Source organism: Trichothermofontia sp., assembly GCF_053493415.1.
In genome coordinates, this window is record NZ_JBRCAD010000091.1 from 1 (window position 1) to 11,713 (window position 11,713).

The window sequence follows — 11,713 nt, forward strand, 5'->3', positions numbered from 1 at the left end:
CAGTGCCACAAGCGCCGCCGCGCGGCGATCGTCCACCGCCAAAACCGTCGCCAGTCCGCCCCCAGTTACCCGGACACCGAAGGCCCCTCCTCCAGCTAAACCGGGGGCAGCCTCCCAGCGATCGGCCCCCAAACCTCCCACCAAATCTTAAGGCTACCGCTGCTTCAGTTTTAGGCTGGCCAGCCCGGTGAGGGCAATGGCTCACGGCTCGAACTCGCTGTCTCCTTAGCGAATTTGACTCAACTGAACCCGATAGGGGTGGTAGTCCCGATCTTGATAGGAACCGATCCAAATTTCATAGGTGCCTGCCAACCACTGGCCAGCCATGCCAGGGTTTTTAGTCCCTGCATAATCATCATTGCACCAACTGCCGCCGGGTCCTCGCACCACCAGGGTCGTATCCCTGGGGCTAATGACCTGGAGGCTAAGATAGTCAAAAAAGTCCGTCAGGGTTAGGGTCAAATCCGGTGCCCGCTCGACAAACCCCAGGCAGGCTCCCGTGGGTGTATCTTGCCGCCCAGCAACCTGGCGGGCGGGGATTGATCCCCCGCTGACCCCGTCCAGAATGATCGGATCACCCATTACGGCGAGATCCGGGCTGAGGGTCAAATGCGCAAAAATCGGCGACGTGGGTGGGAACTGGGCTATCCCTGGCTGGGACGTGATGCCAACCCCAAGGACTCCGATCGCCCCCCATAGCCAACCTTGCCAACGGTCCTGCGAACGTCCTGCTACCTGGCCCATTGTCATTTCCCCTTCTCACCGTGCCTTCTGTGCTGGATTATGGCATGAGTCGCCCCAGATGGCTAATACGGGTTCAGGTCAAGCCGAGGGTGACCTCAGGTGGGCATGATCGCCCTGAAGAAGGGGGAAAAAATGCCCCACCGGTCCCTGCCCTCGCCCGATCGCCAGGGCGTACTTAAGGGCCGTCGTAACATAGTGCTTAGCCTGCTGGGCGGCTGTGAGGGGGTCATAACCCAGGGCTAGATTAGCGGTGATCGCCGCTGACAGGGTACAGCCCGTCCCGTGGGTATGGGGTGTATCGACCACTTCGGTGCTGAGGGTGTGGCAGCGATCGCCGTCGTACCATACATCGATCGCCTTGAGATCCCCGGCCATGCCGCCTCCCTTCACCAAGACTCGCTTTGGCCCCAATTGCTGAATGTGCCGGGCGGCTCGTTCCATATCAGCCTGGGTTTGCATCGTTTGTCCCGCCAGAATTTGGGCCTCGTAGCGATTCGGGGTTAACACCTGGGCCAAGGGCAGCAGCACTTGGCGTAGGGTTTGCACTGCCGCATCATCGATGAGAGGTACCCCCGCCCGTGACACCATCACCGGGTCCACCACCAAGGCATCGGTTAGGGATAACCGCACTAATGACTCGGCCACGGCCTTGATAATGTCCGCATTGAGCAACATTCCGGTTTTCACAGCCCCGATCGCCATATCCTGACTGACGGCCTCAATCTGGGCTACCACCGCCTCGGGCGACAGGGCATCAACGCGACTGACCCCGATCGTATTTTGGGCCGTGACACAGGTTAGGGCGCTGGTTCCGTGTACACCGTGACAGGCAAAGGTCCGCAGGTCGGCCTGAATCCCGGCCCCTCCTCCACTATCCGACCCCGCGATCGTGAGCACGATCGGAATGGTTATAGCGGTCATGGATTCCTCAAGCTAGCGGGGAGGGCGACGGCGTTGCAAAAATTCCGGAATATCAGGGTCATTCGGAATTTGGCCCCGACTGGGTTCCGGCGGCTTCGGTGGCATGGACGGCGCGGGCCGACTGACCGGGGGAGCAACCACTTGGCGCTTCACCGCCCCCTTCACAGGGGGGGCCGCCACCTGGGGATCACCACTAAAGCCCGTGGCAATCACCGTAATCCGAATTTCGCCCTGGAGACGCTCGTCAATAACCGCCCCAAAAATAATATTGGCGTTGGGATCAACCACTTCGTAAATAACCTCTGCCGCCGCATTCACCTCATGGAGCGTTAAATCATCACCCCCAGTGATGTTGAAGACGACCCCCTTGGCCCCATCGACGGAGGAGTCGAGTAAGGGGGAGGAAATGGCCGCCATTGCGGCTTCGCGGGCGCGGGATTTACCCGATCCCATGCCAATCCCCATGAGGGCTGACCCCGCATCCGCCATCACCGCCCGGACATCGGCAAAGTCTACGTTGACTAAACCGGGAATGGTAATGATATCGGAAATGCCCTGGACCCCTTGACGCAGGACATCATCTGCCGTGCGGAAGGCTTCCTGGACCGGGGTTTGCTCGGAAATGACCGACAAGAGGCGATCGTTGGGAATGACAATCAGGGTATCAACACGCCCCTGGAGGGCGGCAATCCCTTCCTCCGCTTGGGTGGTACGCCGACGCCCCTCAAAGGTAAAGGGACGGGTGACCACACCCACGGTCAATGCCCCCATCTCCTTGGCCACCTCCGCTACGATCGGGGCAGCCCCTGTTCCCGTCCCCCCGCCCATCCCAGCGGTAATAAAGACCAAATCAGCCCCTTCCAGGGCACCGGCAATGTCATCACGGGATTCTTCTGCGGCTTTCTGGCCAATCGCCGGATTACCGCCAGCCCCTAACCCCCGCGTTAGCTTTTGGCCAATTTGGATATGTTGGGGCGCATTGGACTGCATTAACGCCTGGGCATCCGTATTCACGACCCAAAACTCAACCCCTAACAGGTCACTGGCAATCATGCGGTTGACGGCATTACTCCCCCCGCCCCCAACGCCTACCACCTTAATACGGGCGACACTACTCGGCACAATACTATATTCACCGCTTTCGCGGGGATCAGATGCGGCATCGTAGGCATGGCGACGATGCCCTGAGTTGCCAAACGGATTAGAGGAGTTCATGGTTGGCGAAGAGATAGATTGCGGCTCAGCATGGCTAGAGCTGTTGTGAATGGACACCTGCTCCATATCAAGGCTCATTGATGGGGGAAGCGTTTTTATCTATAAAAAGGCTGGACAACTCTAGACAACTATAGGGTAAATCGCTAGAAAAACCAAACTTATTCTGAACCACGGTCTTGCAAATGACGAGGGGCTAAATATAAGCCGCCTTTTAAGGAGCCTGGGTACCGGGTTAGCAGCTATTTTCATCAACATTGTCTCAAGAAAGAACATATATACTGCCATGCACCCTAACTGGGGCTAGGAGCTGGGGGGAGAGGCGGGTTTGGCGGGGGGAGGCGGCTGCATCTGGAGGACGGGAACCTCGGGATTGCGCAGATCAATGTATCTAATTTGACTACTTTTCACTTTTTGGGGGAGGGTCTGCATCCGTTTTAGCATCTCTAATTGCTGGGGAAAACGATAACTATAGGGACCAAAATGGGCAACGCCGATCTCGGTTTTCAGAATCAGGTTGGCGGGATTACGCCAATCAATTTCGCTCACCTTCACGCCACTCGCTAGGAGGGTTTGATAGAACGCGGGCCATTGGCTGCGTTGCTGCTCTTGCAACCCCAACACCTTAAGGGTGGGTAGTTCAATCTGGCGATCGAGGTCCACATAACTGGCTAGGGGCATCCAGACGCCGCTGGCATCAATGAGGCCCGCCGGAAGCACCTGACGATCGCTGGGGGCCGTCGCTGCCGTTGAGCTGGCTACGGTTTGGGCCACGGGATGGCGCTCCCACACCACCACGGTCAAGCCAGGGGGGGCGAGCCGCCGGGTCACCACCGCTTGGGCGATCGGGCCGTGGGACTCCAGGGTTTGCACCAGGTCTTCCGGCTTTAGGCGCACCAGGGATTGGGGATAGTCCAAAGCCAACAGGGAACGAATGGCCGCTTCGGATAGGTAGCGATTACCGCTAATGGTGACTTGCTCCGGAGACCGCAGCACCCAGATGGGTAGGGTGGTTATCCACACGACACTGCCCGCGATCGCCCCGATCGCCAGTACCCGCCACACGGCTTGCAAGCCACGCACCCGCCGTTGACGGCGCAACTCCCGCCGCCGTTGGATGAGTTCGGTGGCGGAGGTGGTACCGAGGTCAGAAGCGGGCAGATCCGAGGGCGGTTGACTCATGACCCGGCTCCTGACTCAGGGGCGGCCATCAGGAGGCTCGCAATTAGGTTAGCCAAGGTGGGATCGGCCCCCAGAGCAGGCTCCAGGTGTAGGTGCAGCCCCGGAAAGTGGGGGGCTAATTGGTCGATCAATTGGGCGATCGCGGCGGTCATCCGGCCTTCAAAGAGGGCATAGGGGAGGATACAAACGGGGCCACGCACGCCAGGGGCCAAGGTTTGTAAACCATCGGCCAGGGTTGGGGTTCCCGTCAGATAGGTCGGTATCGCCTGTAACGCTTGGGCCACTGCTGCCACCTGCTGCTGGGCACCGGGTAAACGGCTACCGTGGGCCAGCAGAATGCGCGGTAGGCCAACAGGCCCTACTCGCTGGTGGTGCAGCCAATGGATTAACCCGGAATACGCGCCCAAATAGGGTCGAAGCTCAAGCATTATGTCCTTACCCAAAACTGCTTGGGCTTGCCGGAGGGCGGCTGGAATGTCTTCCATAACATGCACTCCGGGGAGCAGAAACAGGGGAAAAAGTTGCAGACGATTATAGCCAGCCTGGATTGCCACCGCACCAAATTGGCAAATTTGTTCATAGAGGGGGGCATCTCCCTGTTCCAGATAGGCCAATTCCACCCAAGGCACCGGACTTCCCAACGTTAACCGACCGCCAGGGGCGATCGCCTGTTGGACCTGGTGAGTCAGGTGTTGGACCGCCCTTTGGGCACGGGAATCTGGGCTACCGTGGGTAATCAGCAGGATGGCATCACCCCGCTGCGGATGAGCGTGTGTCCTGTCCAAGCAATGTACCGATGGGGAAATATCAAGCATCAGCGGCGAGTGGCGAAGGGGGCTACCTGACCACGGGTACCCCTGGCCCGCAATGCCCTAGGAGGTGGGTGCGGTCGCGTACAATCAAGCACAGAGTGTTCTCGATCGCCCGCCCATCCTGCCCATCAACCATGTCAGCTAACCCTCCTTCGATCGCTGAGTATTACCATGAGCGCACTAAGTACGCCCCAGAAACGATTGCGGCCCACAGCCAGGGCTTAGACTGGGAAAAACAGCCCATCCCTTTTAAAGAGTATAAATTGGGGACCGACTATCCCCTGAAACCCTATTTAGTTGAGCGCTCGCCCCAGAGCATCCCTCCCCATCCCGATAGCGACGCCTTCCAAGCTGCCTGGTGGCAACGGCTATCCCGTCTCCTCTTTTGTAGCTATGGCCTCACCGCCCGCATCCCCACCCTTACCGGGGAGCCGGTTTATCTCCGGGCTGCCCCCTCCGCTGGTGGACTGTATCCCGCTGAGATCTACGTGATCGCGCGGGGAACAGCCCCCCTACCACCAGGGTTATATAACTACCAGCCCCGCAGCCATTCCCTCCTCTGTTTTTGGGAGAGTCGGCCCTGGTCCGATCTGCGATCGGCCTGTTTTTGGCATCCGGCCCTAGAGGCGGTTGATCTGGCCCTAGTGATCACCAGTGTCTTTTACCGTTCGGCATGGCGGTACCAGGACCGGGCTTATCGACGCATTTGCCTGGATACGGGGCATCTCTTGGGTAATCTGGAGTTGGCAGCGGCCTGTAATGACTGGCGCCCCCACCTCCTAGCGGGCTTTGCCGACGACGCTCTGAACCAGTTGCTCTACCTTGATCCCACCCAGGAAGGTGCCCTAGCGGTGATCCTGTTGGCCGATCGCCTGCGGGTCGAACAGAACTTGCCGATCACCCGCGTTACCCAACCCTCCGCTCGTCAACCGCAGGAGACCGATCTACCCCACGGGACCCTCCTGACCGCCCTGCACCAAGCGAGTCAAATCCCGGCCAATGCTGAGGCGGTTCAGCCCTGGAATTACGACGTTCCCCCTCCTACTGACAAATACAATTTCCCCTTCTGTACGCGACTGACCTGCCAGACCCAGCCGATCGCCTGGGGGGAGGCCCTCCAAGGGCTAGAGCAAACCCTCCTCAAGCGACGATCAACCCGTGCTTATACGGGGGGCAGCCTCACCTACGCGCAATTGATTGCCCTGCTGGACTTTACCTACCAACCCCAGCACTACGTGGAACAGGGTTTGGACGGGACACCGGACTACTGCGATCTGCAACTGATCGAGAGCTTCGTTGTGGTGACGGCGGTGGAAGAACTGGAACCGGGTTGCTATTACTACGCCCCCCAGGCCCAGGAATTACGGCAAATTCGCTTTAAAAACTTTCGCCGCGAATTACACTACCTCTGCCTGGGCCAAGAATTGGGGCGGGATGCGGCCGCCGTCGTCTTTCACACGGCGGATTTGTCAGCCGCCGTCGATCGCTATGGGGATCGGGCCTATCGCTATCTGCACCTGGATGCGGGTCACCTGGGCCAACGACTGAATCTGGCCGCCATTTACCTCGACTTGGGCGTCAGTGGGATTGGGGGCTTCTTTGATGATCAAGTGAATGAAGTTCTGGGCATTCCCGTTGAAGAAGCGGTCCTCTACATCACCACTCTGGGACAACCCCGTTAAATTTCACGTTTCTTTTCTGTTAATGGTGCATCGCTTAGGTTTTAATAGGGACTTACGATCCGACGGGTTAGGCGAGTAACCCAGGGAATAGGCAAGGTCAATCAGACGCACCGCTTAATCCCAAACTTTTCTGTTTTCTTAAGGTAGAAAGCAGGTAAAAGCCCATAAACTCACTCGATCAGGCGCGATCGTCCCCGCCTGTTCCTGCCGAGTTTTGGCCTGGATTGGGTTCCTAAATCATAAAGAAATATTGCGCCAGTTTGGAACCAGTCAATTCAGATTTATTTAAGATTTGAGGTAATTGCTAATGAGTGAAAACAGCAACAGGGAACTGCGGAATGTTGCCATCGTGGGTCCCTATTCCAGTGGCAAAACGACCTTGCTGGAAAGCTTACTTTTTGTAACGGGTGCCACTTCCCGCAAGGGGCGTATTCAAGATCAAAATACCGTTGGGGACTATACGCCAGAAGCCCGTGCTCGCCAAATGACGACGGAAGTATCCCTGGCTAGCACAGACTACGGGAATATTCGCTTCACGTTTCTCGACTGTCCCGGGTCGATCGAATTGGCCCAACAAGCCTATGATGCCTTGGTGGGGGTGGATGCGGCGATCGTGGTTTGTGAAGCGAACAGTGAGCGGGTTCTCACCCTCTCGCCCTTGTTTAAATTTCTCGACGACTGGGAAATTCCCCACCTGGTATTTATCAACAAGCTAGACCAGGTGTGTACTGACGAAGATCGATGCTATGTCAACTTCAACCAAGTCCTCACGGCCCTGAAAGGCGTCTCTAGCCGACCTCTGGTTCCCTGCCAGTATCCCATTGGCAAGGGCGCTCAACTGGTGGGGTACATTGACCTGATCACGGAAGCGGCCTATCAATATCATCCGGGGGCTGCCGCTGATGCGGTTCCCCTACCCTCTGAGTTAAGGGATCAGGAACAGGCTGCCCGCTTGGAATTATTGGAAACCCTCGCGGAATTCGACGATCATTTACTCGAAGAACTTCTGGATGAGGTTGATCCTCCCACCGACGAAATCCTCAAGGATCTCAAACAAGATCTCAGCGCCGATTTAGTGGTCCCGGTCTTTATTGGGATTGCCACTGAGGACTTTGGGGTGCGTCCGCTCCTGCAAGCCCTCGTGGCAGAAACGCCCAACCCCGCTGAAACGGCCCAACGGCGCGGGATATCGGCTTCGGAAACTACGGTCATTGCCCAAATCCTCAAAAATGCCTATACCCCCCAAGGGGGGAAGCTGTCCCTGGTGCGCGTATGGTGTGGCACCCTGACCGATGGCATGACCCTCAACGGTCTACGGATAGGGGGGCTTTATACCCTGATGGGTGCCCAAAGTACCAGCCTGAACGCGGCTCCGGCTGGTTCAGTGGTTGCGATCAGCCGCTTAGATGGCCTGATGACGGGGGAAACCCTCAGCCCCGACAGCGATCTGAAACTCGATCGCGTGGAGCCGTTGACACCGGTCTATGCCCTAGCGATCGCACCGGAGAACCGCAACGATGAGGTCAAACTCAGTAGTGCCTTGAGCAAACTGGTGGAAGAAGATCCCTCCCTGCGATGGGAACAACACGGCGATACCCATGAGATCATCCTTTGGGGCCAGGGGGACATTCACCTGAAGGTGGCGTTGGACTGGCTCGCCCGCAAGTACAACCTACCCATGACGGCCAATCCACCCCAAATTCCCTATAAGGAAACGATCCGCAAGCCGATCAGCGCAGTCCACGGGCGGTATAAGCGCCAGAGCGGTGGGCATGGCCAATTTGGCGATGTCTATCTTGACATCAAACCCCTGGACCGGGGCGCAGGCTTCAGTTTCTCGGAAACCATCGTCGGTGGGGTCGTGCCCAAGCAATATATTCCAGGGGTGGAAACGGGTGTGCGGGAATACCTCAGCCACGGTCCCCTGGGGTTCCCCGTTGTGGATATTGCCGTCACCTTAACCAATGGTTCTTACCACTCGGTCGATAGCTCGGAGCAAGCCTTTAAGCAAGCCGCCCGGTTGGCCATGCAGGAGGGTATGAGCCGTTGTGAACCCACGCTGCTAGAACCCATCCTGACGGTAACGATTTCCGTGCCCAACGATTTTACAGCCGGCGTCCTGCGCCTAGTCAGTGGTCACCGGGGCCAGATCCTTGGCTATGAAGCGAAGGCGGGCTGGAAAAGTTGGGATGATATTTCGGCCTACCTTCCCCAGGCGGAAATCCAGAACCTCATCGTCGAACTGCGATCGCTGACCCTGGGTGTGGGCACCTTTAACTGGCAGTACGATCACCTGCAAATTGTCCCAGACAAACTGGCTGAGCAAATTCTCCAGCAGCAGCAAGCCTAGTACAGCAAACATAAAGTTTTGCAACGTTGGTAGTAACGACTTTAGTCGTTGCCGGCTAAAGCCAGCACTACGAACATTGCAGAACTTACTTTTCGAGCTACTAGTGGTCTATCAAGTTTGATGTTGTAGGTTGGGTCGAATGCAGTGCGACCCAACAAAGCCCTTGAAGGTGTTGGGTCTCGCACACTCAACACCCATTGGTGTTGGCAAGATTACAGCCTGTCCATGCCCAAGGGACGACCGATTACCCACCTTCCGACCCAGGGATCAGCCTAATCCGCAGAGCCATACAGCGACAATCCGGTTCTCCAGTCGTTTTAGGTTCGTGTTGGCTTGATCCCCGCGATCGTATTTTCCCGAGGAAGTCGCTCAATTCTTCACAAAGATTTTTCTAGGGGTGAATTATGAAGTCTGTTGATCCTAAGAAATGTATCGAGTTTGCCGATTTGCTTGATTAAACTAAAAAAAAATGGAAGTTAATCCCTAAATATCGAGATGCTGCCTACAATGAAAACACCGTGGATAACCTGTCATGATTCATCATGGATCGATGCTAAGAATTCACGCTGACGCAAATTCACGCTGACGCAAATTGACAGCACTTCCAGACCGAGTGAGGTACAGGTAAGGTACTCAAGCACCTTGTTCGCAAGGATAGCAGGTACTTGATTAGGTAGAGGATGGCTGTATGCAGCAACAAACTGGTCAGGCATCACCCTCAGCTACGATAGGCAGCGACTAAAAATGAGTGGCTAATGATGAGTGGCTAATGATGAGTGGCTAACGATAGGGACTAGGTGCCGAAATATTATGCTCCCCATCAATGGAGCCGATCGATGAAACACCCGCTCATCTTGGCAAAGCATGACTTCACCTAACCAATAGGTTACTCAAAATGGGGGACTTACAGAGCTATATCTTGGTTTTAGGGCAATCAGCAGAGGATTTCCAGTGGCTGTATGGACTGCCAGAGGGGATGGTGCAGTGTTCAGTCATCATGGTTTCTTCCCTGGAAGACGCGGTGAAGCACGTTAATCACGCCGTTCCCTGTTTGCTGATCCTGGCCAGTGGCCAATCGGTTTGGCATACCTCGATCGTCGAGCGCTTCCGTAATCTCACTGACGACTGTGGCATGACGATCGTCGTGGTGAGTGAATCCCATGCCCCCCGTTGGTCACGTCAGGAGCATAACCTAGGCGTGGATGGTTATCTGGTCAAGCCGATTACCGGAGAGATCCTCAACTCCTTAATTCAATCCGCCTGGGCACGTCAGGTTTGCTGTGCGCTCCAACGCCCCTGCGCGATCGCGGCGGCTGAGGCCAATCTTGCCGTGGCCAAACAACGGTCTACCCGCACCGCCCATGCCTACACCTTGCCCTCGGCCTAGGGATTAGACTGGGGTTGACCATATCAGAACCATCAAGGGGACACCTTCTTCACCCTTTTCCTAAGACCCTATGCACTTTGCCCCCCTTTATGGGCCACTTTACCGCCTTCTGAGTCCCTGTTTTCCCCAGTGCCTGTGGGCCGGGTCTACCGAGCAGCCGATTGTGGCCCTGACCTTTGATGATGGTCCCCACCCCACCTATACCCCCGATCTCCTCGCCGTACTGGAGCACTATCAGGTACCGGCTAGTTTTTTCTGGTTGGGGGCCTGTGTAGCCCGTGCCCCCCAGGTGGCCCGTCAGGTCTATGCCGCCCAGCATTGGCTCGGTCTACATGGCTATAGCCACCGCCTGTTCCCGCGCTTGGGCATGGTGGGTCTCCGGCAAGAACTCCAGGCCACCCAGCACCAAATTGCGATCGCCTGTGACTTGCCCCTCCCCTTTGTCCAACAAAACATCCGGGATGTACGTCCCCCCAACGGGATCTTCACCCCCTACACGTTGCAATTGCTGCGATCGTGGCAGTATCGACCAGTGATGTGGAGCGTTGTCCCGGAGGATTGGACCGAGCCAGGGGTTGCCATTATTGTCGATCGCCTCCTTCATCAAGTCCAAAACGGCTCCCTGATTGTTCTCCATGATGGCTACTACGGCGGACGACACGTGGCTCAAGTTGTGGCCGAGATCCTACCGGTTCTCCAGCAACGTGGGTTTGAATGCGTCACCGTGGACCAACTTTGGCAACAACACGTAACCCGAAGAATTGCCGGTTGAACCCCTTCTAGCACACAATAGGAAATAGACAGGCATCGTGCCGATCGCGGCGCAGGCATCACAGCGCGGTTGTCTTCCCCGTGCTAGCAGCAGAAAGATAAGAAAAACTTATTTGTTCTGAAGCCAGTCAGAGGGGTTTGCCAGGCTTTAAAGACCTCAGGACAACCCTAAAGATTAAGCGTCTGTAAAGAACTCAGAAGGGTGCATCAAGCAAACACTGTCATGGTAGTCCCCCCAAGGAGGCGTTCCGTGCTGCCTCTGATTGCTGAGCACGACCAAGTTTTTACGTTTCGCTTCTGGCTCGATGACCGCATCCGCGAAGGGTTGCACTATCGTGGTGAACTCTTCTGTCACGTTCAGTCGTTTCCCATTCACCAACGGGTACGCGTTTATCATCTTGCCTGTAAGCTTGAGCACCAAGGTAGTCCCACCCTGGTGTTACTCTCCCCGGAACAGTGCAGTCTTTGGCTGAGTCTGCGGGGGGCGATGGTGGAAAAAATCCTTCTCCGCCACCTATCCCTAGAGTTACTGCCCCCGCCACCGGCCTTGCCAGCCGCCCTACCCACAGCCCTAGAGGCCATGCTACCTATCCCTGCCCCGCCCGGCAATCTGCATCCGCCCCCCGATGGGTTAGGCCGCTCGCCCCAATCT

Annotated in this window: 10 protein-coding genes; 5 read left to right on the plus strand and 5 right to left on the minus strand. The window is 56.7% G+C overall.

The genetic code is table 11. From position 1 onward, the window contains the following. Positions 1-225 precede the first annotated feature (225 nt). From ACWIUF_RS07695 to ACWIUF_RS07715, 5 genes are all read right to left on the minus strand, one after another. Positions 226-744 (minus strand): hypothetical protein, encoded by a 519-nt coding sequence (locus ACWIUF_RS07695; RefSeq protein ID WP_448571702.1) that lies wholly within the window; start codon positions 742-744, stop codon positions 226-228. A gap of 78 nt (positions 745-822) precedes the next feature. Then, a complete protein-coding gene (gene thiD, locus ACWIUF_RS07700; RefSeq protein ID WP_448571703.1) occupies positions 823-1,665 on the minus strand; it encodes a bifunctional hydroxymethylpyrimidine kinase/phosphomethylpyrimidine kinase in 843 nt (280 codons plus the stop codon). A 12-nt stretch (positions 1,666-1,677) separates the two neighbouring features. Next, the gene (gene ftsZ / locus ACWIUF_RS07705; RefSeq protein ID WP_448571704.1) at positions 1,678-2,880 is read right to left on the minus strand and encodes a cell division protein FtsZ; all 1,203 of its coding nucleotides are present in this window, start codon (positions 2,878-2,880) and stop codon (positions 1,678-1,680) included. 300 nt (positions 2,881-3,180) lie between these two features. Next, on the minus strand, positions 3,181-4,059 hold the full coding sequence (locus ACWIUF_RS07710) for a cell division protein FtsQ/DivIB (protein WP_448571705.1): 879 nt from the start codon (positions 4,057-4,059) through the stop codon (positions 3,181-3,183). After that, a complete protein-coding gene (locus ACWIUF_RS07715; protein ID WP_448571706.1) occupies positions 4,056-4,844 on the minus strand; it encodes a sirohydrochlorin chelatase in 789 nt (262 codons plus the stop codon). Before ACWIUF_RS07715 ends, ACWIUF_RS07710 begins: the two co-directional genes overlap by 4 nt. Positions 4,845-5,005: 161 nt before the next feature. Between ACWIUF_RS07715 and ACWIUF_RS07720 the strand changes: the two genes are divergently transcribed. The 5 genes from ACWIUF_RS07720 to ACWIUF_RS07740 all read left to right on the plus strand — a co-directional run. Beyond that, positions 5,006-6,553: a SagB/ThcOx family dehydrogenase gene (locus tag ACWIUF_RS07720; RefSeq protein ID WP_448571707.1), complete on the plus strand. Its 1,548-nt coding sequence runs from the start codon at positions 5,006-5,008 to the stop codon at positions 6,551-6,553. Between the two features lie 307 nt (positions 6,554-6,860). After that, positions 6,861-8,903 (plus strand): elongation factor G, encoded by a 2,043-nt coding sequence (locus ACWIUF_RS07725; RefSeq protein WP_448571708.1) that lies wholly within the window; start codon positions 6,861-6,863, stop codon positions 8,901-8,903. 895 nt (positions 8,904-9,798) lie between these two features. After that, the gene (locus ACWIUF_RS07730) at positions 9,799-10,290 is read left to right on the plus strand and encodes a hypothetical protein (protein ID WP_448571709.1); all 492 of its coding nucleotides are present in this window, start codon (positions 9,799-9,801) and stop codon (positions 10,288-10,290) included. Positions 10,291-10,360: 70 nt separating this feature from the next. Continuing rightward, positions 10,361-11,062 (plus strand): polysaccharide deacetylase family protein, encoded by a 702-nt coding sequence (locus ACWIUF_RS07735; protein WP_448571710.1) that lies wholly within the window; start codon positions 10,361-10,363, stop codon positions 11,060-11,062. A 249-nt stretch (positions 11,063-11,311) separates the two neighbouring features. Then, on the plus strand, positions 11,312-11,713 hold a 402-nt coding region (locus tag ACWIUF_RS07740; protein ID WP_448571711.1), incomplete at its 3' end, for a hypothetical protein.

What these genes read in the sequence shown, in the direction of transcription:
- ACWIUF_RS07710 (WP_448571705.1), bottom strand. Translation starts at nt 4,059, where the DNA reads ATGAGTCAACCGCCCTCGGATCTGCCCGCTTCTGACCTCGGTACCACC.
- ACWIUF_RS07735 (WP_448571710.1), top strand. Translation starts at nt 10,361, where the DNA reads ATGCACTTTGCCCCCCTTTATGGGCCACTTTACCGCCTTCTGAGTCCC.
- ftsZ (WP_448571704.1), bottom strand. Translation starts at nt 2,880, where the DNA reads ATGAACTCCTCTAATCCGTTTGGCAACTCAGGGCATCGTCGCCATGCC.
- ACWIUF_RS07730 (WP_448571709.1), top strand. Translation starts at nt 9,799, where the DNA reads ATGGGGGACTTACAGAGCTATATCTTGGTTTTAGGGCAATCAGCAGAG.
- ACWIUF_RS07695 (WP_448571702.1), bottom strand. Translation starts at nt 744, where the DNA reads ATGGGCCAGGTAGCAGGACGTTCGCAGGACCGTTGGCAAGGTTGGCTA.
- ACWIUF_RS07720 (WP_448571707.1), top strand. Translation starts at nt 5,006, where the DNA reads ATGTCAGCTAACCCTCCTTCGATCGCTGAGTATTACCATGAGCGCACT.
- thiD (WP_448571703.1), bottom strand. Translation starts at nt 1,665, where the DNA reads ATGACCGCTATAACCATTCCGATCGTGCTCACGATCGCGGGGTCGGAT.
- ACWIUF_RS07725 (WP_448571708.1), top strand. Translation starts at nt 6,861, where the DNA reads ATGAGTGAAAACAGCAACAGGGAACTGCGGAATGTTGCCATCGTGGGT.